Here is a 25,361-nt window from a genome sequence, read left to right as displayed (position 1 = left end):
AAGAAGGGTCTTCTTCCTTAAATTGTTACAATATATTTACAATGCTTCACACTAGGTCTGATTTATGAATGTCAAGACAGTATCGCCAGCCTCCCCGCAAACTTATGTAAATTCAGGGACTCAGGCTGTACTCGGCAATCTCCAAGATGCAAATACAATTCCCCTGCAAGCAGTACCAGTATCACTAGAGACGGATGTCGTAACAGACGATCGGCTCAAATCAGCCAGAGACATAGCTTTCGAGTTGGCAGGAGATGCTGTTAGGTACGATCCCGTGGCGATCGCAGCCCTGTACCGAAATCGACCTCTACAAGTCTGGGGAAGGCTGTCGAGTGTTGTTTGGACATTTTTTAGCTTTGCCTTCAGTGTGTGGTTCGACGGCAAAACAGGTCGTACCGCCACCAACCAAAAGCGTCGCGCCGTCCGACTGCGAGAAATTCTGGCCCAACTCGGCCCAGCTTTTATCAAAATCGGACAAGCACTCTCAACACGGCCCGACTTAGTACCGCCAGTATATTTAGAAGAACTAACAACGCTGCAAGACCAATTGCCAGCATTTCCGAACGAAGTAGCATATCAATTCATCCAAGAAGAATTGGGCGCCCACCCCAAAGACATCTACGCAGAAATCAGCCCCGATCCCATCGCAGCAGCATCTCTCGGACAAGTCTACAAAGGCAAACTCAAAACCGGGGAAACAGTCGCAATCAAAGTGCAGCGACCGGGTTTAGCCGAAAACATCGGCTTAGATATCTACATCCTGCGGCGCGTTGCAGTTTGGGCACAAAACAACTTCAAAATAATTCGCAGTGACCTCGCAAGCATTATGGACGAGTTGGGCGAGCGCATTTACGAAGAAATGGACTACACCCACGAAGGTCAAAATGCCGAACGGTTTGCCCAACTATACGGTCACATCAAAGACATTTATGTTCCCAGCATCTACTGGGAATATACCCGCCGCCGCGTCTTAACAATGGAGTGGATCACCGGCATCAAACTTACGAATTTAGAAGCAGTTAAAGCTCAAGGAATAGATGCTCCTTACTTAATTGAAGTGGGAGTGCAGTGTTCTCTCCGACAACTTCTAGAACACGGTTTCTTTCATGCCGACCCGCATCCCGGCAATCTTTTGGCAACTCCTGATGGTCAATTAGCTTATCTCGATTTCGGGATGATGAGCGAAGTTAAACCTTATCAGCGATACGGCTTGTTGGAAGCTGTGGTGCATTTGGTGAACCGCGACTTTGAAGGTTTGGCAAAAGATTATGTCAAGTTGGAGTTTTTAACACCAGATACGGATTTGACGCCAATTATTCCGGCTTTGGCGGGCGTCTTTAACAATGCTTTGGGTGCTAGCGTTGCCGAACTGAATTTCAAAAGCATTACTGACGAGCTTTCGGCGGTGATGTACGAATATCCTTTCCGGGTTCCAGCTTACTATGCTTTGATTATTCGATCGCTCGTCACCTTAGAAGGGATTGCCATCAACGTTGACCCCGAATTCAAAGTGTTGAGCAAAGCTTATCCTTACGTAGCAAAACGGCTGTTGAGCGACCCCGCACCGGAATTGAGAGCATCCCTGCAAGATTTGCTGTTCAAACAAGGCGAATTCCGCTGGAACCGCTTAGAAAACTTGCTCAAAAATGCCCGCGAGAGCGAGGATTACGATGTGAGCAAAATCTTGAACCAAGCATTAGAATATTTATTTTCCGAAAGAGGAGATTTCATTCGCGATCGTATTGTCCTGGAATTAGTCAAAAGTCTCGACACACTTTCCACCAACGCTTTTGCTAACGCTAAAGCAGTCGTCGGCGAATGGTTTGGAGTCAAGGCAAATCAACCTGTGGTTTCACCGACTGAACAAAAAAACTTAGAACACATCAAGCGGATTTGGGATATTTTGCAATCAACTCCCGGTTTTGACACGATGAAAGTATTGCAGCTACTTCCGCAGTTGTTGGTGAAACCGGAAGTGCAGAATATGGGGCAGAAAGTAGTCGGCGGTTTAGCTCAAAGAGCAGTTGCTAGGGTTATTCGCGAGTTTTTGCTTTCGCAAGAACCGGATGCGATTCCCGTGAATGGAAGCTACCCTAAAGCTTCGCCTCAGTTGTCTTTACCTGCGGCGAAGTAGTTGGAGGGGGCGTTTTTTTGACCGCAGATATTAGCAGATAAACACAGATGAACGCAGATGAAATTTTGTCTGCGTTCTTTTAATTAAGTTTGAATCCTTTAGCGGCTAATTGCTGGCGGAGACTTTGAATTATTACGCGATCGAGAGTATTTTCACCACTATTGGTACTAGATTTCCGCTGTTGTTCAATATATGCTGTACGCTTTTGAGATAAGTCGCGGATCGTTTTTTTAATCGCCTCTCTTTCGGTTTTCTTTCCAGCTACATATGCTCTTTTTTCTGTTAGCGTCATCCCTCGCATAATTTCGGGTAAATTATCATCTGATATTGCCTCTAGTTTAACTGTTCCGTTTTCGAGAGCATCGAGCAAGTCCCAAGAAGCATTATCATAGTATTCAGAAGCTTTTGACGCACTACGCAACACCCTATTGCTGCCAGCATTACTATCTTCAACTGCTTGACGTTGTTGTCCTATTCTTCCTTCTCTACCGTAGGGAATGTAGGTTTGATTGAGTTTAGTATTCCAAGTAGAAATTTCGTCGTCGTAAGGGGACTTAATTACCACAATTTGTTGGTTTTGATTAATGTTGAAGCTACTGCCTTTTGCTAACTCTGCTCCTGATGCCCAAAGTCTTCGTTCCTGACTTTCGGCTGAACCACAGTAGATTGTATTAACGAGTGTATCTCCTTTAACCGCGAGATTGACAGATTGATTCCAAACTATTGGACCTTGATCGAATGGTTCATTACCCGCAATAAAAATCACGCGAAAATCTTCCTGATTTTTACTCCAGTTTAATTGTTGCATTGCTGAACGAATTACCCAGCCAGCATATTCTTGACCGCCGTTGGTTTTGATACTAAATAGCTTTTCGGAAACTAAATCTAATTCAGGAGTAAACCCAGTTAATAATCTGACAAAACCTTCCGAGGAAGGTAAGCTGTCATTACCATAATGGTACAGAGCAACCTCTAAATCTGGTACTTCGCCATCTTTGGTTACTTTAGTTAAAAAATTCACAATTTGCCAAAGTTGAGTACGAGTCTGGTCAATCAATCCATCCATGCTATTACTAGAATCTAAAAGGATGGCTATCTGAATTTTTGCTTTGGCGAAAGCTGCTGTGGGAGAACACAAGATACTTAGGGTTAAAGCTGTAGTGAATAAAATTCTAGTTAGTTTGTGCATGGAATTTTCGGATTTCCTTATAGACAAGACTGACGCCCTCAATGGCTTTCTGGCAAGGGTTCGATCCCCTTCGCAACCTAGAGCGAATGACAGCATTACGTTTTCCCAATTATAGTCATTCCAAAATAGATTTAATGACTGATGTCAAGTAACTTGTAACAAGATTTTACATTTGTGATTGATATCGCACTCAAGGGTGATCGCAAAATGTATTTACTATCGGCCTGGGAACTGTATAGTCTAATCGCAGAATTGCTGGTGCTTGAAAACAACCCATAAAAAAACCCGGCTTACTGAAGCAACCGGGTTTTTATGTATTCGATGGATTGCCAGCGATCGGCGATTAATTCAAGTTAGGAATGCCACTGGAATCACTAACTGATAGTGGGTTGCTGGGAGTTGCAGCCGGAGTAATTAAGAGGCTATTGTCCTTAGCATAATTATTAGCAGTAGGAGCGATCGCACTACCAACACTCACCGCTTGCAAAGGAATAATTGGCTGACTTTGAGCGCTGGTTAGAGATGTTAACAAGCTGTTAGAGTCGTAGATTAGGATGTCATCATCAATGCCACTAAAGCTGTTCATGGTTGGAGTTGGACCGCCATTTAGCAAGATGTCATCGGTGGTAGTTGTGCCATCAGTTGCTGTCGAAATGACTGGATTAGTAGCTGTTGTTAGCGGTTGTGGGTTGGCTGCTGGCGCGGTAATCGTGCTGTTTGGCTGACTAATTGATTCAGTAGTCGTGCTGTTTGACTGGCTAATTGATGCAGTAGTCATGCTGTTTGGCTGACTAATTGGTTCAGTAGTCGTGCTTGATGGGCTAGTGCTAGAACCGCTGTCGATCGCACTTAGAACATCGTCACTATCAACAGGTTCGCCGGTTAAAAGATCGATATCCGAGGGAGTATTGAAAACTCCAGGCAGCGGGGCTCCGGGGATGATGGAAATAAACCGAGAACTGTCGATCGCACTAAATTGAGTATCTTTCACCCAAGCTAAATGTTCGCCGGTGCCTGCGATGCTAATCAAAGCATCGTTAGTATAATTTTCGCCACCTTGAACTATTTGTAATTGGTCAAAAGTGAGGTCTTGTGTGAGTCCGAAGTAATCGCGATCGGCCTGGAAGTAGAAAATGTTATCAAGTCCCGAAGTTGGTGCCAGCACAAATATGTCGGAACTACTGCCTCCAATCAGCGAATCTTGACCATTTCCGCCCTTGAGCACGTTGTTACCTTCGCCGCCGTAGAGACTGTCATCGCCATCGTTACCGTTAAGGCTGTCGTTGCCGCTGTCACCATTTAAGAAGTCGTTGCCATTACCGCCATCGAGGGTGTCATTACTGCTGCCACCATCGAGACTGTCATCGCCTTCGTTACCCAAGAGGTTGTCGCTGCCAGCTTCCCCAGTTAGCAAGTCGTTGCCACAACCGCCGTCAAGGGTGTCCTTACCGGCACCTCCCAACATGGTGTCGTCCTCGCATTCACCGAACATTAAGTCGTCGCCGTTACCTCCTCCCATCCAGTCGTTGCCACTGCTGCCGACGAGGGTGTCGTCGCCGGAATCACCAGTCAGAGTGTCGTCGCCGGAGTCGCCGATAACCAAGTCGTTACTGGCGCCGCCGTCCATCAAGTCGGTTTCATCGCCACCGTAGAGGGTGTCTTCCCCTACTTCGCCTAGCATGGTGTCTTGCCCCTGACTGCCAAACATCAAGTCGTTGCCGGCACCTCCTAATAATTGGTCGTTGCCGGTACCGCCGTCAATTTTGTCGTTGCCGGCACCTCCTAATAATTGGTCGTTGCCGGTACCGCCGAACAGTTGGTCGTTGCCCGCGCCGCCGTCTATGCTGTCGTAGCCGGAACCGCCGTCGATTTTGTCTTCGCCTGCTTCTCCAAAAATCAGGTCGTCGTCTTCGTCGCCCCAAATGTTGTCGTTGCCGGCGTTGGCGTTGATGAAGTCGTTGCCGGCTTTTGCCCAAATGTTGTCGTTGCCATCGCCGCCGAGAATCGAGTCTGCGCCGGAACCACCGTCGATGTTATCCTCTCCGGTTTGTCCGAGGAGGGTGTCGGCTGCATCTCCGCCGTAGATTTGGTCGCTGCCGCGGCCGCCGTCGATGAAATCAAGGTCTTCTCGGCCGTAGAGTTCGTCGTCGCCGTCGTTGCCCCACAGGGTGTCATTTCCGGTTCCGGCATCGATGAAGTCGTTCTCGTCGTTGCCTTCGAGGCTGTCGTTGCCGGCTTGACCGAAAATGCGATCGCGCCCTTCTCCCCCTGCTAAAGTATCGTTGTTAGCGCCGCCGTCGATGTAGTCGTCGCCGCTGTTGCCGTCGGCGATGTCGTTGCCGTCATTTCCGTAAATGCGATCGCCCCCAGCGCCCCCAGTCAAGCTATCATCGTCTCCGCCACCTTCTAAGTAGTCGTAGCCATTGTTACCGGAGAGGGTATCTTTGCCGATTTGACCAAAAAGTCGATCAGCCCCTTCGCCACCATCAAGGCTGTCATTGCCAGATTCACCCCACAGTTGGTCGTCTCCAGTTTGTCCTAACAGCGTATCCTCGTTATCTCCACCCCACAGTTGGTCGTTATCGGCATTGCCTTCTAAAAAGTCGTTGCCTTGGCGGCCGTATAATTTGTCACGGCCGTCATTGCCGGAGAGAGTATCGTTTTCGGTGCCCCCATCTACGAAATCATCCTCTGTTCCGCCAGCTAGGGTATCATCGCCACCTTCCCCGTAGAGGCTGTCATTATCTTCCCCGCCGTCGAGTTGGTCGTTGCCGAAACCGCCGAACAGGGTATCGCTGCCGGATTCTCCCAGCAAGTTGTCAGCGTCATCGCCTCCCCACAGAGTGTCGCTATCGTCGCCACCGAACAGGGTGTCGAGGCCGGATTGACCGTAAATTCGATCGCGCCCTTGATTACCCTCAAGCAAATCATTGCCGGAACCGCCGTCAACAATGTCATCGCCACGGTTGCCGATAACCGTATCATCACCGACTTGTCCGAACAAACTGTCGTTATTATCACCACCGTCCAGAATGTCGTTACCGTCACCGCCTTCGAGGGTATCGTTTTCCGTACCACCATTGAGAGTATCGTTGCCGAGTTCCCCAAAAAGTCGGTCTTTTCCTGAGTTGCCTTCCAGGATGTCATCGCCACTGAAGCCGTACAGAGTGTCGCTGTCAGCTTGACCGAGAAGGGTATCGTTACCGTCGCCTGCTAAAAGTGAGTCGTCGCCGAAACCACCTTCTAATAAATCGTTGCCAGCTTCGCCGAACAGGGTGTCTTTGCCGTCGCCGCCGTAGAGGGAATCGTTACCTTCTGCTGCATCAAGGATGTCGTTGCCAGATTCCCCAAACAAGTAGTCATCGCCAGCTTGGGCTGATAAAGTGTCATCGTCTTGACCACCCCAGAGATAGTCGTTGTCAATTCCGGCATCGAGAATGTCTTTGCCGTCTCCACCGTAGAGGGAATCGTTGCCTTCGGCTGCATCGAGGGTGTCGTCGCCCGCTTCGCCGTAGAGGTTGTCGTCGCCTTCTTTGCCGAGGAGGATGTCGGCATCGTCGCCGCCGTAAAGTTGGTCGTTGCCGAGGTCAGCATTTAGGGTGTCTTTGCCGGTACCGCCGTAGAGATAGTCGTTGCCTGTTCCGGCGTCTAGGGTGTCGTCGCCTGCATCGCCTGCGAGAGTGTCGTTGCCGGCTTCGCCGATGAGGGTGTCGGCATCGTCGCCGCCGGAGAGTTCGTCGTCGCCGATGCCACCGTAGATTAGGTCGGTGTCTCCTTCTCCGTAGAGTTTGTCGTTTTCGCCTTCGCCGTAGATGGTGTCTTTGTCTTCGCCGCCGTACACAAAGTCGTCGCCAGCGCCGCCGTAGAGTAAGTCTTTGCCTGTTTCGCCAAAAATTGTGTCGTTGCCGTAGCCAGCGTCTCCGGCAACGGTGTCGTCATCGCTACCGGCGTAGATTAAGTCGTCGGCATCGCCACCTCGGATGTAGTCTTGACCCGCTTCACCGTATAGGGTGTCTCGGTCTTGGTTGCCGTAGATGCTGTCGCCGCCTTCGCCGCCGTAGATTAGGTCGTTGCCGAATTCGCCGTAGAGTTGGTCGTGGCCACCGAGTCCGTAAATGCGATCGTTCCCAGCATCGCCGGTGATAACGTTAACCGTATCGTCGCCGGTAATATTATCGTCATGCCGAGAACCGGCGACGTTTTCAATGTCGGCAATTTTGTCTTGGCCTTTCCAACCGTCGATAGCATCGCCTGTTTGTAAATTCACAGTAACGCCGTTCGGGTCGCGGCGGTAGCTGAGAATGTCGATGCCTTCTCCGCCGTAAAATGAGTCATTGCCGGCATTGCCAATTAATAAATCGTTGCCTTCTAATGCCCAAATTCGGTTATCTTTTTCGTTGCCAATTAGGATGTCTTCAAAGCGAGTACCGATGATGTCTTCTAAGTTTCTCAAAGCATCTGTAGTGCCAAAACCGTCTTTGCCAGTACCAGCGGCAACTTCAAAATCCCGTTCGAGTTCGGTGTAATATTCGCTGGGATTAACTGCGGTGACGAATTCTTTGAAACGTTGGTTGGTGTTGTTATCGTAGTCGCTATTTTCGTCAATATTAACGATAACGCCACTGGGAGAATTGATGTAATTAACGAGATCGACTCCTTCTCCTCCATCAATTAAGTCATCGCCGATTTCTCCGATTAACGAGTCATTGCCAGTACCGCCAAATAATTCGTCGTTGCCTGCGTTGCCGTTGAGAGTGTCATCGCCGGCTTGGCCTAAAAGTACGTCGTCATCGAAGCCGCCAAACAGGGTATCTTTGCCGTCACCACCATCGATGTAGTCTTGGCCTTGACTGCCGAAAAGGTTGTCTTCCCCTGCTTGTCCGTAAATATCATCGTCGTCGGCCCCGCCATCAATGATGTCTTGGCCGTCGTCGCCTTCTAGCCAGTCATTGTTTTCGTTGCCTTGGATGACATCGTTGCCGGCTTGTCCGTAAATTATGTCATCTCCGGTATTGCCCAGAAGCGAGTCTTGGCCACTGCCACCGTCGATGAAATCGTCGTCGGCGTTGCCTTCTACGGTGTCGCTGCCATCTTGTCCGTAGAGGATGTCGTTGCCTTCGTTGCCTTGGATGCTGTCGCGGCCGCTGCCACCTTCGGCGTAGTCTTCGCCTTGGTTGCCTTGGATAATATCGTTACCGGATTGGCCGTAGAGTTTATCGTTTCCTTGTTCGCCGTAAAGTAGGTCATTTTCGCTACCACCGTCGATGATGTCGTCGCCTTCACGGCCGTAGAGAATGTCGATGCCAGCGTTGCCGTAGAGAAGGTCGCTATCAATCCCGCCGTCGAGGATATCTTCACCTTCATTTCCTTGTAGAGTGTCGATGCCAGCTTCGCCGAAGAGGATGTCTTTACCGTCGCCACCACGTACTTCGTCGTTATCTGTGCCAGCATAAACAATATCATCGCCAGCTAAGGCATAAACAATATCATTGCCAGCACCACTGGTGATTATATTAACTCCATCGTCACCTTCAATGCGATCGCCAAAGCTAGAACCGACAACATTTTCTAGACCAGAAATATTATCTTGCCCGCCAAATCCATCTGTAGCAATACCATTTTTCAGGCTGACGGAAACACCGCTAGGATCGCGACGGAAACTTACAGTGTCAATTCCTCCATTTGCTTCTATTCGGTCGTTGCCAGCACTGCTAACAATAAGATCGTTGCCAGCACCTGCTTCAATGGCATTATCTAAAGCATTGCCGATTAAAATATCGTCGTAAGAAGAACCAACAATATTTTCAACTTCAACAATATTGTCTGCTGAACCAAAGCCATCTGATGCTTTTCCTGAACCAATTGCAAAATTAGGTTCAATGTCAAATATTTCTGCTGTTTGTACGTGTTCGTAGTTGGTGCTTTCATCAATGTTGACAATAACACCACTAACTGAATTAGCGTAACTGATTGTATCTGTGCCAATTCCTCCTTTCAAGAAATCATTGCCTTGTTCGCCTTGCAAGATATCATCTCCTTGTTCGCCATGAAGACTGTCATTACCAACACCTCCATAAATAGAATCATTGTCTTCGGCACCCATGATTCTATTGGCGGATGAATTGCCGTAAAGGACATCATTACCTGCTTCACCATATAGATTTTCATCACCAGCAGATTCAGGTAAATTTAAAACGTCATCTCCAGCCGTTCCTACATTTGGATAAATGGCATTAAATGGTATTTGGACAGAAATCTTGTTAAATTCTGGTGCCACACCCCCATTAAACTTTGCATAAAGATCGTTGAAAGGTATGCTGAAATCTGACTTGAAAATATCAATGCGACGGCTCAACCCATCAATAACGATTTCAGGTAGGTCAATAAGGTTAACATTTGCACTGACATTTTTTAGCAAGGGATTGCTGAAGACTGTACTACTAAAGTCTACTTTTGCGGTAAGCCTCCCGATATCTACATTAAACTGTGTTTCTAAATCTAATGCAAAGTTTGGCTTGAAGAAAATATCTGGATTCAGTTCAAATTTAACATCCATCTTGGAATCATTGTCTAGATCCTTGGCGAGTAATTCATCAAGCTCAGAATATGGGGTGGTAACATCTAGAAATTCACCGCCAATTATTTTGGGTTCAGTATTTCTAATTCCTACCTCAAGTTCATAAATTGCACTTACTATACCAGTAAGCTCCATAGGTAGTAGCCTGTATCCAACACTAAATGGTCCAGTTTCTATGCTCTGAGCGAGAAATGCTAACTGTGGTATTTTTGCTAGAAGTTTATCAAAATTTAGGGTTAAGCGAGCCAACTCATCTGGAAGAGATGGATCGGGATTAGGTGCGCCAGGAGGAATATCTTCAGGATTGGGAGGTCTTTGATTGCTAGCCTTGATAGAAAACTGGTCTTCTGTAGATAAATTTTCCAAGCTAAAGTTAAAGTTGGGGAGGGGACTTGCTTTAAAAGTTGCCAAACCACCCAATAGGGGAATTGTATTAACACTAATTGAAGGAGCTAGAAAATTAACTTGTCCTGGCAATAGGTTCACTTGTATTACTGGATTATTTAACGTATTGATGTTAACCATTCTGTGTGTAAAATCTCCACTTATACCACCAAAAATGGTTTGCTCTGTACCCACTCCAGCAATACTTGCAGATGCACTCAGTGAACCAATATTGTAGTCAAAGATAGCATCTAAAACTGCATAAGCAGAAGGAATTGTATAGCCAAGCTTTGCATCAAAGATAGTGGTGAAGTCAAACAGAAGTTTTTTCCCAGAATCACTTGCATTCAAAAGAGCTTGCAATGGAAGATCGAAATCTATTTCACCTAAATTTATACCTGCATATGCTTTAAACCCTGCGCCAAACGATCCACCTCCTAGCTTGATTCCAGCCTTCAAGCCACCTTCATCAAAAAAAGTTTTCTCAAACCCAGGGTATCCTGTCTTTAGAATCAAAGAATCCTCAGAGTCATAGTCATAAGAATTCTCAATTTGTATTCCAGAAAACTTTTCTATATAGTCTGCTGTCTCAGCCTTAAAAGCATAACGGCCGAAGTCGATACCATCGGAATAAGTTCCTGTTGTTATTGACTGTTCAACAACAATAATAGAATTGTCGAGAGTTAAAAGATTAGAGTCATCCTCTTGTTTAATTGCATCCAAAGTAGAAGCATCTAAATGTTGACCTAAAACTGTTGCGGAAAAAATGGCACCTTCATCCCCAGGAGTATCATAAGTGTTAATACTCCAATCCACAGAATGACCAATTTCTTCCAATAAAACACTGGTAATCCCTTGAAGATTATCAGTATTTTTGGTCAAAAAGTTTTCGGAAACATAAATGGTGTTATTTGAACCCGCATAAACAGCATTAGCCCCTTGGAGTTCAGAACCAGTGCGAATTTCGATCGCAGGCAGAGATGCAAAATTGCTGTTAACCCACTGCTGGCGGATCTCTTCTAACTTACCAGCATCAAAATTTGTGCCGAAAATACTTTGAACTTTGGCAACAAAATCATCACCATTGGCAAAATTATTCAAAATGCTGTAAACATGTTGCAAAGAAGTTTCGATCGCGGTGTTGAAAGAGTTGTTAGAAGTAGCCATGATTTTTATCCTCGCGTAGTAGATACAATGTGTTCTGAAAATTGACAAAGCGACTCTATCGACAAGCCCGATCACACTTCTGCACTCTCTAGCTGTCGTATATCCGTCATTTACCCAAACTGAAGTGTCGCGAAGCGCGATCGCACTTCAACTCTGTTGTCGCAATTACCAGTTCAAATGAACTCAATAAATGCAACCGTGGAAATAGATTAAACCAACATCGGAAGAAGCCCTTTCCAATATCCGTTGGGATGTTGGTTCGGATTTCGATCGGGAAGTTACGGGCGATCGCACTTTTGAATAAATCTCAACAAGTGCTATCGAACTTCGTAATTTTCCTTCTGTATATCTATCAGGGTGAGCTCAGTGGTTTTCTGCAAAAATCTCAAGTTTTTTTTGATAAAGTTTTGCAAACACTGGTGAAAGTACGGAACAACGGGTGTTTTCGGGATTTAAGGGCGATCGCCCCTAAAGCCTTTTTGTTGTTCCTATTTACTTATCGAGGTGAGCTCAGTAGTTTTATGCAAAACTCTCAAGTTTTTTTTGTCGAGTTTGGCAAACACTGGGTGAAAGTACGGAACAACGGTTGTTTTGGGGATTTAAGGGCGATCGATGTTACGCACTGGTGGTCAGAAACCGGGTTTTTCGCAGAATACTTCCTTACAAACCTGCATAAATCGCCAAAACCCGGTTTATGCAGGTTTTGATGCGTCTTAACAAAAATTCACATCTAATTGAACGACCCAATCCACGGCACAGCAAGACTTTCAACCATTCGCTCAAAAAAACTTTCAGAATTTCGCATAAATTCCTCCAACTTACCCTGATAAGTAAATGTAGGAACAAAGTTGCGGCCGCACTGAACTATGAATGATGAGTACATCCCCTCCGAGGGGGAAGACCGCCCATCCGAGAACGAAACCGATGCTGTTGAGGGTGAGGGAGAATCGAAATTATCCGAGAACGAAACCAATGCTGTTGAGGGTGAGGGAGAATCGAAATTATCCCACAGACAACTTCTATATCAAGATCTCGATCGGCTTGTCACCCAAATTTGCCAGCATCCTCCCGGTTTGAAGCGCAGCCGTTTGTTGCACCAGCTTCTGACTAAGATGAAAAACTCCGGCCTGATCTGGAAGGAAAATCTACCTTACTATGAAGATGCTTTGCAAGAACAGTGGGAGTTTTTCTCTAGCAATTTGTGCGAATCCCGCACTGGAACTCAGTACGATCGCGCTCGCGGCAATGTCATTACTTGGTTCAATTATTATTTCAAGCGACGGCTGCAAAATTTGGCTTCGAGAGTAGATAGAGAAAATAACAGGAGATCCAGTAGCAAAAAAATCTTCAAAGATGGAAAACAAATCGAAAAAATCGAAGACTTACCCGATCGCGATCGAACTCACATTCTCGAAACAGCTCAGCTTTTTACAGAACTTCAAGCCTGGATTGATACCGATCCAGATCGGGTGTTGAGTAAACACGTTAGAGGGCGACCAGATATAACTTGTCAAGTTATATTAAAAGGTTTATCAGCCGGCAAAAGTTTCACCGTATTAGCAGCAGAGCTTTCTTGCTCGTATCCTACCCTGTATGCCTTTCACCGAGTTCAATGTCGCCCTCACTTGCAAAGATTTCGCGAAATTTACGAATTTTAATCATCAAAGGAGTTAACAATGGCACAGAGTAACAGCATCGAAAACCAATCCTTGGCACTGCCAATTACCCAAAAGACAATTCGTTCAGCACGGCAATTTGCTTCCGAACAGCGTCACCCCCACAAAAAAGAACAAGTTTATCTCAACACTTTGGCTGTGTTGGCCGTCCGCGATTACTTGACGCTTTTAGATATTGAAACAGATTTAACTAACTGCGATAGCTGGAATCCAGTTGTTCGCTTATTGGAAAATGTGGCTGATTTATATATCAAAAATCTAGGAAAAATTGAATGCCGTCCGCTGATAACTTTGCCGAAACATGGAGAAAATAATCGCATCAATTCGCCGCAAAACCTATCGCCTACTTGTCACGTTCCCCCCGAAGTAAGGGAGGAACGCATCGGTTATCTGGTAGTAGAAATTGAGGAGGATGAAAAGGAAGCAAAATTGCTGGGATTTTCCCCAACTGCCGGTACGGGGGAATTAGTATTGAGCGAGTTGCATTCCCTGGATGACTTCTTGCTCCACCTCGAACATATATCTGAATCTCAAGTCAATCTGCGTCAGTGGCTGGAGAATGTATTTACATCAGAGTGGGAGTCAGTTGAATCAATCTTTAATCCGCAGCCGGAGACTTCTCCTACTGAAATTGAAAACCCAGTGAAATCTAATTTAGGCAATTGGTTTAAGAATGTTGCCGAAACAGGTTGGCAGCAATTTGAGCAAGGTAAACAAAATTTAGATGATCTACTTTTTCCTGACGAAACCCCCAATTTTGCCTTCCGAGGAGGTGGAAATTCGAGAGCCGAATCTGCCTTGCAAGGCAGTCAAAGCAGTATCAATAGGTTTCCCGAAGCTGATGTCACGCGGGCAAAGTTGATTGACTTGGGAATGCGTTTGGGAAGGACGAGTGTTGCTTTGTTGGTTGCTATTGCTGAAGAGGACGATCGCACTCTGAGAGTTCACGTCCAACTGCATCCGGCGATCGGAGAACCTTACCTGCCAACAAATATTAAACTTTCCTTAATATCCGACACCGGAGACAATCTACACGAGGTAGAAGCAACAGTTCAGAACTTGTGCATTTTGCTGAAAGATTTTCACGTAGAGCCAGACGAGAGCTTTAGTATTCGAGTAACTTTAGATGATTTAAGCATAACGGAAACTTTTGTGGTATGATACTTTGATTAACTGCAATCGCATACAATTTATGAGCTGGACTGTCATCTTTGCTTTGGGGTATGGGGATTTAAAAAATGGTTTTTCTCATGTGACAGCGGAGTTAAAAAAAGAAGGAGAAACTGTAGCTCAACGTTTCGCAAGCTTGCCACCAGCGCCTCAAATTCAGGAGTTGCATAAAAGGTGGAACGCTAGTTGTGGCGCATCCCAATATAACAGAAGCGGTTCTCGGCTCAAAATCAATTCCGCAGGTACAACAAATATTTCTGAAGACAAGCCTGATGCTATATATCGAGGTTTGAAGCAAGAGATGAACAAGTGGCTGAGTGCTGAGGACTTTTACAGAAAAATTGAGGCGCAACTCAGAACAGAAATCAGCAATCCATCGGAATGCGTTGAAATATTTCTAGAGTGTAATAACTCTCTGATTTGGCAGTTGCCTTGGGATGCGTGGCAATTTCGCGAAGACTACCGCAACTCGGAAATCATCGGCAGTTCCCCAGAATATGGAAAAGTTCCTCAACAGGCAACTATAGGGGGGATGCCTCTACCTTCGCGAGGTAGAATTTTAGGTATTGTAGGCAACAGCAAGGGAATTGATGTTGGAAAAGATACAAAAGAGCTTAAAAAATATTTGGGCGAGCGCTGCGAAATAACGTTTCTTAAAGAACCGACACCTCAACAATTTCGCGACCAGTTGTTTGATGAAAAAGGCTGGCAAGTTTTATTTTATGCCGGACATAGTGATAGCGATATTAATGCTGCCAATGGACTGCTATATATCAATCAAGAACTTCAAAATAATACTGTTAGTTTAGAGGATTTAAAAGAAGGCCTGAAAAAAGCTATTTTTAAAGGGTTGCAGTTACTAATTTTCAATTCCTGTTCGAGCCTGGGAATAGCAGCAGATTTGGTTAGTGAGGGCATTTATTTACCGTCAGTAATTGTGATGCGGGCGCCAATCCCGGATTTCATTGCTCAGGAATTTGTGAAATCTTTGTTTAGATATTTGGCACTCAAAGAACCTCTGTTTTTGGCGGTGCGAAAAGCTAAGGATGATTTGCTGCGCTATGAACATCAATTTCCGGGGGCGAGCGGAATACCAATGCTGTGTCAGCATCCAACTTTTGAGGGATTAAAATTACTAGAGTTGGGGTGCGATCGCCCTGTGGTTCCTGCAGGAGATGTTTTGGGCGATCGACCAAACAACCAATCGTTAATTCGGCCCATAGATTGGATGCAGCGGGCGGCAAAAAGTTTAGGTATTACCGCGATCGGTTATATGTTAATGGGCCCAATGCTTGCCCAAGTTGCGAATCAAATTGGTATGAAAAACCATAAGGAGGGTCAACTATTTATTGCTGAAAAATACTACCAATTAGCAACTTTACTAAATTTAAATTATGCCACCCCTCATTATAACTTAGCTAGTTTGTATGAGGACTTGAATGAAAAAGAGCACGCGCAAAAATTAATGAAGGATGCAGCGCGGCGGGGTTCTGCTGAGGCGAATTCTCAATTATCTCGATCGCTGATTCTCAACAATCAACCTCAAGAAGCTTTAAAATTTATCGCTCGCTGTTTAGAACATACTGAATACGACGGAGTAAAAGCCGCTTGTTTTAAAAATCGCGGCTGGGCGCGGTTTAAACAAAAGCAATATGACGCTGCTGAAGCAGATTTAAGAATAGCAATAGGATTCAGAGGCGATAGCCCTGAAGCTCAATGCCTTTTAGCACAGGTTCTCGAAATCAAAGGTAAGCCGCAAGCAGCCTTAGAAGCCTGGAATCAGGCGCTTAAATATTCAGATTACCGCGTGCCGAAACAAGATGAATGTATCCAGATTGCCCAGCAACGTTTACAAGCAAAAGGAAATATCAAGTGAAAATCAGGATTGCAGTTTTTATAGCTTTAAGCTCGATGGCAACTACCGCACTAGCAGCGAGTAACAGAATATCCAACGGACTGATTATCCATAGTAGCGGGGAAGTTGCGATCGATCGCCAAAACGGGCTAATTGTCCGCCCTACCAGCGGTACGCCGATTTATCCGGGAGACAAATTGCGAACAGCACAAAACGCCCAACTCACGATCCAATGTGCAGATTGGGGAATTAAGTCGATCGCCTCGGGTGAAAATCTATTGAATAGCTGTTTGTTAGCCAAACAAGAGTCGAAATCTGATTGCAGCACCGACTTGATTAAATGTCCCGATCGCGGCGACGGTAAAATTGCTTGGAATAGCGCGCCAATTCCTTATATTATCAGTCCGCGGCGGACAAAATTGCTCGACAGCAAGCCAATTTTGCGGTGGAATCCGGTTGCTGGTGCTACTAGCTATAAGTTGAGCCTCCGCGAAAATGGAGCGAAATTGAACTGGGAAATGACTGTTAGCGGTACTGAGGCTGTCTATCCGGGGGAACCAGCGCTGAAACCGGGCGCTAGCTACAAGTTGATTGTGGAGGCAAATACAGGTGCTTCATCGGAAAGTGCCGTGGGACAAGGAGATACAGAGTTTAGCTTGCTGGATGAGAAGCAAGTTGAGGCTGTTAAGGATGCGGTTGGGGCGATCGACAAACAAGTACCTAACGAAAACGCTAAAAAATTAGCAATTTCTAGCGTTTATCTTAACACAAACTTGATTGCCGAAGCAAGAGAAATTTTAGAAAACTTACAAGAAATAGGCATGGAAACACCGCCCATTTATCGCACATTGGGCGATTTGTATCTAGAAAAGCTACAACTGGTTCCCCAGGCTGAAGTCTACTATTCTAAGGTAATTAATACGGCGAAACCTGACGATATTGAGGAGTTGACAGCCGCTCGATACGGATTGGGGCAAGTTCATTCAGCCATGAGAAATAATCTGGAAGCTATGAAATATTTGCGAATGGCAAAAGATGGATATACAACTTTGGGAGATTTGCCAATGGCGGAAAAGATTGATAAACAATTGCGGGATTTGCAAAGGAGGGAAGACAGGAAATAGTAACGGGCTGTGACGTTAATTCCGGCACAAATTGTGACGTTAATTCCGGCAGGGAATTCATTCCCTGCCTCAAAGCAAAAGTCCACTAAAGTGGACTGATATCAAACTTTTTTCTACAGTCCTCTTCAGAGGACTTTCGCTATTAGCCAGGAGTTGAAACCCCTGGCGGACTCGCGGGATGTGACGTTAATTCCGGCAGGGAATTCATTCCCTGCCTCAAAGCAAAAGTCCACTGAAGTGGACTGACATTAAACTTTTTCTACAGTCCTCTTCAGAGGACTTTCGCTATTAGCCAGGGGTTGAAATCCCTGGCGGATTGACGGACTTTGGGACTGTCAGAGGGCGCTGGCGGACTTTCGCAATTATCAGAGTGTACGAGATATCATCTACTAACAAAACCATGAAATCAACACACAAAAAAACCCGCTTTTTCCTCACCTTCCTCTCATTTACCACCTTAGCAATGTGGGAATTAGGACTTTTCGCCCCATCCCAAACAGCCACAGCCCAAATTACCCCCGCAACCGACGGCACTAATACTCAAATTACTCCCAGCGGCAACCAATTCAACATCAACGGCGGCCAACAATCCAGCGACGGTGCAAATCTGTTTCACAGTTTCCAAGAATTTGGTTTAACTCAAGGGCAAACTGCCAATTTTATATCAAATCCTAATATCCGCAATATTTTAGGGCGAGTTGTCGGCGGCGATGCTTCGCTGATTAACGGATTAATTCAAATAACTGGCGGCAATTCCAATTTATTTTTAATGAATCCGGCGGGGATTGTTTTTGGCACAAATGCCAGTTTGAACGTGCCTGCTGCTTTCACTGCGACTACTGCGACGGGCATCGGTTTTGGCAATAACTGGTTTAGTGTGGCTGGTACTAATAATTATACTCAATTAGTGGGAAATCCTAATACTTTTGCTTTTACAAATACACAACCGGGAGGAATTGTCAATTTAGGCAATTTGGCAGTGGGACAAGGGCAAAATTTAACTTTCTTGGGCGGCACGGTTTTGAGTACGGGACAACTTTCTGCACCGGGAGGAAATATTACTGTTGCGGCTGTACCGGGTGAAAGTTTAGTCAGAATTAGTCAACCGGGAAATCTGTTGAGTTTGGAGATTCAGCCACAATCTGTAGCGGGCAGTTTGCCTCAAAATTGGGTGTTGCCAGTTGCATCTTTGCCGCAGTTGTTGACGGGTGGCGGGGAAAGTGCAACGGGGGTGACAGTCAACGCTGGAGGGCAAATAGAATTAACTGGTTCTGGTTTGCAGGTAGAGAATGGAGATGTCACTGCTAAAGAAGTAACTGCGGAAACTGCAACGCTGTCAGCTAATCGCAATTTGACATTAGTTGAAAGTCTGTTGCGTACAACTGGCGATTTGAATTTGCTGGCTGACAATACAGTGCGGGTGCGCGATAGTGTGGCCAATCCGTTTGTAGCGAATGCTGGCGGAAATCTCTACATTCAGGGAAATCAAAGTATCGATATTTTGGCGCTGAATCATCTTTCGCAAACGCCTTTTGTGAGCGGTGGAAATCTGACTTTAGTGAGTGATGGCATGATATCTACAGATGCTCACTTTCGCAGTGGCAATAATATGTCAATTCTCGATCGATCGGGCAAACCTGCTAATTTTACCAGTTTGTACGATCCAATTATGCAGCCTAATGACTATACCTCTGGGGGATATACGGGTGCATCTATCAAGGTAGATACGACTTCGGGTACTGGAAATATTACTTTTAATGGAGATATCATAATTACGAGTCCAGATGCAACTTTGGCTGGTGCTACTACGGGTGATGAATTTATCTTGGGAAGTTCGCGATCGGTAATTTTGCGATCGGGTGGTAACATTCAAGTAGTAGGAAAAATTGATACTTATGCAAGTAATTCTAATAACGTAGGTCCTGTAATTATGCAAGCTACAGGCAACATTCAAACGGGCCTGATTGTGGCAGACTCTTTTGGGGGTGATGCTGGTTATATATCTTTGACTGCTGGGGGCAACATTTCTACAGGCAGACTTACTACTATAAATACAAAAGCCCTTGGCAGTGGCGGTGATATTACTGTGAATGCAGGTGGCAGCATTACTACTGCCGATATACATTCTTTCGGGCCCAGTGGAGCGGGTGATATTATTCTCAAAGCAAAAAACGATATTACTTTAGACTGTGCTTCCCCTAGTTTTTGCATAGAGAGTTTTGCAGGAGGTGTTCCGGGCGTAATACCTACTGGCAGTAGTGGTAATGTTACCATCATCAGCGAACAGGGAGCTATTATTTTTCCTACAAATGGAGTACATATAAGCACTGGAAACAACGATTCCCCCGGCAATCCTGGTTCTGTAACGTTACAGGCAAATCGTAACATTAATCTAGATATTATAGGCTCAAATAGTATAGGTGCATCGAAAGCAGATGGTGCAAATATCAATATTACAAGTGTAAATGGCACTATTAATACTGGCCAAATAGATGCTACTTCTAACAGCGGTAATAGAGGTGGCAACATCAAAATATCTACTGCCAATGGTGATATTAAAACAGGTAAGGTGTCTAACCACGGCACATTGCGGGGCGGACAGGGGGGGATAATTAACTTTACTACCACTAACGGCAGCATCACTACAGGTGACTTAATTTCAAGCAGCAGTCTTCAGTCTGGAGCGGATATTTTGCGCCCGGAGAATGGTGGCTCAATTACTTTAAATGCTGGCAGCAATATTACGACTGGCAATCTCAATGCACTGGCGAGTTTAGATGGTGGCCCGATCGCACTTACGAGCGGCGGTACTATAGATGTCGGAGCGATCGATGTCAGGGGCGATCGCGCTGCTGGAAATGTCACGCTTCAAGCGGACAGCGGCATCAAAACATCGACTGTAGGAATTACAATTACAGGTGTTTCTGAGAATGGCAATGGCAGCAACGTTACTTTATCTACTACCAAGGGTGATATTAATATAGGTGAGGTGGTAGTAGGAGGAAGATTACAGGGTGGAAATCTTGAATTTACGAATAAAAATGGCAATATCACTACAAGTCTGTTAAGTACAAGTTTTAATAGTTCTTCGCCCGATTTCACAACTAAAAAAGGTGGCACTGTTAATTTAAATGCTACGGGCAACATTACTACCAGTGACATCGAAGCGAGTGGCATTCAAGACGGGGGCTCAATCACCTTTAAGAGCGGCGGTTCTATAGATACTACCGCCGGAATCATCAATGCAATGGGCGGCAACAACGGCGGCAATATTTCCCTAGAAGCCACCAACAATATCACTACAGCCGGAATTGGGAACTCGGCTGTATTGTTAAGCGGGTTCAACGCCAATAGCGGGAATCTTCGCATTCAAAGCGGCGGTAATATCGACACAACTGCCGGCCCAATTATTACCGCTGCGGCCAAGGGTAAAGGCGGAGATATCACCATAAATGCTGGCGGAACTGTTTCGACATCTGATATTAATTCCCGCACTTTCGCTCCCAGTATTACTGTGACTGGTGGCAATATTGATGTCCAGGCTAAGGACAGTATTACTGCTAAGGGAAATATCGCAACCAACCGCAATAACATTACTTTTAACGCTCCGGTAACATTAGGTAACGACCTTTCGGTCAAAATTTTAGAGACTGGCGATATTACTTTTAAGTCTACTGTTGACGGGCCTTACAGTCTTACTGTTGAACCCCAGGCGGGAAGTGTGGATTTTGGTAAGGATGTTGGCAAAGCGACTGCCCTCAACAGCATCAATATTGAAGATGATATCACCAAAAATTCCGGTGCAATCAACATTATTACTACGAATAATATTACCGCTCAAAAAATTACCTCACCCGCCGGAATTTCTTTGTTTAGTGAGAACGGAGAAATCACAACGAAAAATCTCGATGCGACTTCTCCTAACAATGGCGGCAATATCGCTTTGAGCGCTGGAACTAATATTACTGCGGGCGATATCAATACCTCGTCGGCTGGTAATGGCGGCAGTATCTTGCTCGACGCTACCGGAAGTATTACTGTTGGTAAAATTGACTCTTCGGCGCAGGGGAATGCAGGGAATGTCACGGCTTATAACCGCAGCACTTCTGGTAATATTACTGTGAATCAAATTGATGCTCAGAGTCAGGGCAGCGGTATCGGCGGAAATGTGGAGATTCTGATGGGAAGGTTTTTTCGCTCGCTCAATTCCTTCACAGACAGAAACGGCATCAATGCTAGCATTTCTACGGCTGGAAGTCCTGGAGATAGCAGCGGCGGTACTATAATTATCCGCCACGGAGGCGCAGGATTAACGCCGTTTATTGTCGGTGATTCTGCCACAAATGGAACGGCGGGTGCAATTACTAGGGGAAATTCTAATCCTATTCAAACAATTTTGCCCGATCGCGAATATCTCTATACCCACAGACAGGATGTCGATCGCATTCAAATTATTTCCGTACCGCCGCCAATAGTTGCACCCACAGCAGCAGCTACTCCAACACCCGCACCCACAGCAGCAGCTACTCCAACACCCGCACCGACACCAGCAGCTACTCCAACGCCAGCACCCACAGCAGCAGCTACTCCAACGCCAGCACCCACGGCCGCAGATACTGCATCGCCTGCACCGACAGCCGCAGCTACTCCAGCGCCTTCTCCAACACCGACTCCAGCGCCCGCAGGCACACCCTCCCCGCCACTCCCACCGCGTTTACCCGTCGCACCTGCCCCAATTCCCCAAACTTCGATCGCACCTGCCCCAATTCCCGAAAGCTCGATCGCACCTTTCCCAATTCCCCAAATATTTATCCCACCTGCCCCAATTCCCCAAACTTCGATCGCACCTTCGGCAACACCCGATCCGATACCTGGTTTTCCCCTCAACATCCGACTGCCACCAATCCCCGATTCATTCGTACTGCCACCGCGCGCGCGCCCCACGCAGCCCTCAACACCCACAACCCCAAACGCTGCTGCCCGCATAGCTTCGAGACCTACCCTTCCCTCTGTTTCCCAAATCACCTCCTCCCTCGGCGCTCAACCTGCGATCGCCCCCCAACCTTCAAACGCACCAAATCCCGCGCCCGCAGCCCCTATTGCCTCTGTAACCCAGCCTGTAACTCAGACTCAGCCAGCACCTGCAAGCTCGATCGTACCCGTGCCTACAAGTGCGATCGTACCCGCGCCCGCTGTCAGCCAAAGCCAAACTCCCCAACAAAATTTAGCTTTTTTAATTGGCGATTTATTGGGTGCTGAAACTTCTTTCGAGCTAAATCCTGAAACTGGAAATACCAGAGTTGGCTTTCAACTAGACAATAATCGACAAATATCGATCGACATACCGCCCGTTGAAACACCCAATATTACCTTTATCCCAGCTTCAGAAAACCCTCCAGAAAACCCGCCGCAGCTTGGCGCTTCTTCCACCGAACAACCCGAGGGATACATAGTCTTAAATCCCGCTCCCGCCGAGACGCCTCCTCCAGAACAACCTCCTGAAAACCCTACTAATTGGTTGGCAAATATTCCCCAAATCTCTCTGCCGCAAATAGAATCACCTCCCGTTAATCCAGTACCAGCACCAACACCAGCACCAACTCCAGCGCCCGCACCAACACCAGCCCCAACTCCAACTCCTGCCCCTGCACCAGCGCCAATTCCCGCACCAGCGCCAATTCCCCCTCCGATCGCAGAAAATCCCTTACCCGCAGATATCCCAAATTTCTTTCCCTCACAAATTAGCCGCTCGCTCGTCGAACAAACTTTAGAACAAGGCAATGCTAACGATGCTATTGCTCTAATTGACCAGCTATTTGAACAAGACTACGAAAATTATTATGGGGAAAATTTCACGGATAAAAAAATCAACGTTCAATATCTGAGAGAAACTCTTAAAACAATTAAGGAGGAAACCGGGAAGCAAGCTGTAATTGTTTACGTTGTGGCCGGTATAGGAGACTTGTGGCTAATTTTAGTAGTTCCCGATGGCCCTCCGATTATCAAAAAAGTCGCCATCGCAACAATAATAAAATTAAAGGAAAATGTGAAATCTTTGCAGGACTATTTAGGGAATCCTTTGGATTCACAAGATACAAGATATTTGCCAAGCGCCCAGGAACTTTACAAATGGTTAGTTGCACCGATTTCTCAAAATTTAGAATCATTAAATATCGACACTCTCATTTTTGCATTTGATGCCGGTTTGCGCCAATTGCCCATAGCAGCTTTGCACGACGGAAACCAATTTTTAATAGAAAAATACAGTCTAGGTTCAATTCCCAGCATCAGCTTGACTAACACCAATTATCAAAGTTTGCGGAATGCCCAAGTTTTAGCAATGGGTGCTTCAGAGTTTCCACACACCAAGAAAGAGCGTTTGGCTGCGGTGCCGATCGAATTATCTGCGATCGCGGGGAGGAGAACAGAAACGGAAAATCAAGCAGCATTTCCCTTGTGGCAAGGCCGCTCTTTTCTCAATCAAGAATTTACCCTGCAAAACCTGAGAAAACAGCGAGAACAGCAGGCATTTGGAATCGTTCACTTAGCTACTCACGCCAGTTTTCCTCAAGGCGAAAACGGACGCAAGGAAGCTGAGATTGATTTGTGGGATCGCTCTTTGGCGCTGGATGAATTTAGATCGGCGAAGTGGTACCATCGCCCACCAGTCGAGTTATTAGTGCTGAGTGGGTGCGAAACTGCGATCGGGGACAATACAGCAGAAATGGGATTTGCTGGACTGGCCGTCCGCAGCGGTGTAAAATCAGCTTTGGCGAGTTTGTGGAAAGTTAATGATATCGGCACTTTGGCGTTGATGACCGAGTTTTATGGCAATTTGCGATCAGAAAACATTAAAGCGGAAGCGCTCAGAAAAGCTCAACTGGCAATGATCCACAAACAAATTGTAGTAAAAGACGGTCAATTGCGGGGAACTCAAGGCGCGATCGACATTAATCAAGCCACACAAGTAGCCAATGCAGATTTCTCTCACCCGAAGTTTTGGGCCGGATTCACAATTATTGGCAGTCCTTGGTAGATTATACCATTTTAGATTTTATAATTGGGAATGACTGAGGATGTATGGGTTTGGAGCACGGGCCTATACTTGGATTCTTTTTTTACTGGTGTTATATCATGTCCGGTGGATTACCCCTAATACGGTAGGGGCGGGTTCACGAAAAATATCTGCCAATAATTGACAATCTCAAAAACCCGCCCTTTTAATCGCTATCATCCAAAACAATTTGGTTTCTGACCCCTAATTTATTCGCGGGATAAATCTAAAATCTAAAATCTAAAATATAAAATCAGATGACTGCTCAAACTCTCTCCCCCCCGGAACAAATTGTCCAGCTATCGGGTATCAGTTGGCAAACTTACGAAACTTTGCTGGCTGAACTCAGTCAGCGGCGACTGCGGCTGACATATAATCGTGGCAATCTTGAAATTATGGTACCTTCTCCAGAACACGAACGCTTCAAAGAAGTATTGGGTCGATTTGTTGAAACCTTAGCTGAAGAATTAGAGGTGAGAATTGAACCTCTTGGTTCTACCACATTCAAACGTCCTGAACTTAGCGGTGTAGAACCAGATAAATGTTTTTACATCCAGAATATTAGTGCCGTTAAAGGCAAAAAAAGAATCGACATGAATCAAGATCCGCCGCCGGATTTAGTGGTAGAAATTGATATTACCAGTCGTTCAGAAAATACCTTGCAGGTTTATGCGGCTCTGGGAGTGCCGGAAGTTTGGATTTATAATGGATCGCGACTCAGAATCAACAGATTAGAAAATGGAGAATACGTTGAGGGCGATATCAGTTTAGCATTTCCCAGCTTACCGATATTAGAGATTGTCAGATTTTTGGAACAAGCAGAAACAATAGATTATTTGGAATTAGTAAAAGCATTTCGGAATTGGGTAAAAAGCCAAATTAAGCCAAACCTATGAGTTGCGGATAAAATTAAACAAAATTTACAATTTTAACCTACTAAAAAAAACTCTGTTGTGATAAAATAGAGATGATAAACTAATTTAAATATCAATTACAGGCTGGTAGTGCCAGCAATTCTACCCGATATGCGA

The 25,361-nt window shown here is 45.8% G+C and carries 10 protein-coding genes; 8 read left to right on the top strand and 2 right to left on the bottom strand.

Features of this window, described 5'->3' with window-relative positions; translation table 11 throughout:
- The first annotated feature begins 64 nt into the window (after window positions 1–64).
- Window positions 65–2,134 (top strand): AarF/ABC1/UbiB kinase family protein, encoded by a 2,070-nt coding sequence (locus QUA38_RS06435; RefSeq protein WP_333160221.1) that lies wholly within the window; start codon window positions 65–67, stop codon window positions 2,132–2,134.
- 79 nt (window positions 2,135–2,213) lie between these two features.
- Here QUA38_RS06435 and QUA38_RS06430 read toward each other — a convergent pair whose 3' ends face one another.
- On the bottom strand, window positions 2,214–3,323 hold the full coding sequence (locus QUA38_RS06430; protein WP_333160219.1) for a hypothetical protein: 1,110 nt from the start codon (window positions 3,321–3,323) through the stop codon (window positions 2,214–2,216).
- A gap of 343 nt (window positions 3,324–3,666) precedes the next feature.
- Window positions 3,667–11,451 carry a hypothetical protein gene (locus QUA38_RS06425; RefSeq protein WP_333160217.1) on the bottom strand — a complete coding sequence of 2,595 codons (7,785 nt, stop codon included), beginning with the start codon at window positions 11,449–11,451 and terminating at the stop codon, window positions 3,667–3,669.
- Between the two features lie 251 nt (window positions 11,452–11,702).
- Between QUA38_RS06425 and QUA38_RS06420 the strand changes: the two genes are divergently transcribed.
- From QUA38_RS06420 to QUA38_RS06390, 7 genes are all read left to right on the top strand, one after another.
- Window positions 11,703–12,158: a hypothetical protein gene (locus QUA38_RS06420; protein ID WP_333160215.1), complete on the top strand. Its 456-nt coding sequence runs from the start codon at window positions 11,703–11,705 to the stop codon at window positions 12,156–12,158.
- A gap of 159 nt (window positions 12,159–12,317) precedes the next feature.
- Complete coding sequence (locus tag QUA38_RS06415; RefSeq protein ID WP_333160213.1) at window positions 12,318–13,109, top strand: hypothetical protein; 792 nt, start codon at window positions 12,318–12,320, stop codon at window positions 13,107–13,109.
- A gap of 18 nt (window positions 13,110–13,127) precedes the next feature.
- The gene (locus tag QUA38_RS06410; protein WP_333160211.1) at window positions 13,128–14,288 is read left to right on the top strand and encodes a DUF1822 family protein; all 1,161 of its coding nucleotides are present in this window, start codon (window positions 13,128–13,130) and stop codon (window positions 14,286–14,288) included.
- 31 nt (window positions 14,289–14,319) lie between these two features.
- Window positions 14,320–16,173 (top strand): CHAT domain-containing protein, encoded by a 1,854-nt coding sequence (locus QUA38_RS06405; protein WP_333160209.1) that lies wholly within the window; start codon window positions 14,320–14,322, stop codon window positions 16,171–16,173.
- Window positions 16,170–17,276, top strand: a complete 1,107-nt coding sequence (locus QUA38_RS06400) for a hypothetical protein (RefSeq protein WP_333160207.1) — start codon at window positions 16,170–16,172, stop codon at window positions 17,274–17,276. The genes QUA38_RS06405 and QUA38_RS06400 overlap by 4 nt, the downstream gene beginning before the upstream one ends.
- A gap of 463 nt (window positions 17,277–17,739) precedes the next feature.
- On the top strand, window positions 17,740–24,312 hold the full coding sequence (locus tag QUA38_RS06395) for a CHAT domain-containing protein (RefSeq protein WP_445305031.1): 6,573 nt from the start codon (window positions 17,740–17,742) through the stop codon (window positions 24,310–24,312).
- A 275-nt stretch (window positions 24,313–24,587) separates the two neighbouring features.
- The gene (locus QUA38_RS06390; protein WP_333096424.1) at window positions 24,588–25,226 is read left to right on the top strand and encodes a Uma2 family endonuclease; all 639 of its coding nucleotides are present in this window, start codon (window positions 24,588–24,590) and stop codon (window positions 25,224–25,226) included.
- Window positions 25,227–25,361 lie beyond the last annotated feature (135 nt).

This window comes from Microcoleus sp. Pol12B4, assembly GCF_036701385.1.
Lineage (GTDB): Bacteria > Cyanobacteriota > Cyanobacteriia > Cyanobacteriales > Microcoleaceae > Microcoleus.
The sequence above is the reverse complement of the archived record's forward strand: the minus strand, read 5'-3'. Positions and strand labels throughout refer to the sequence as shown.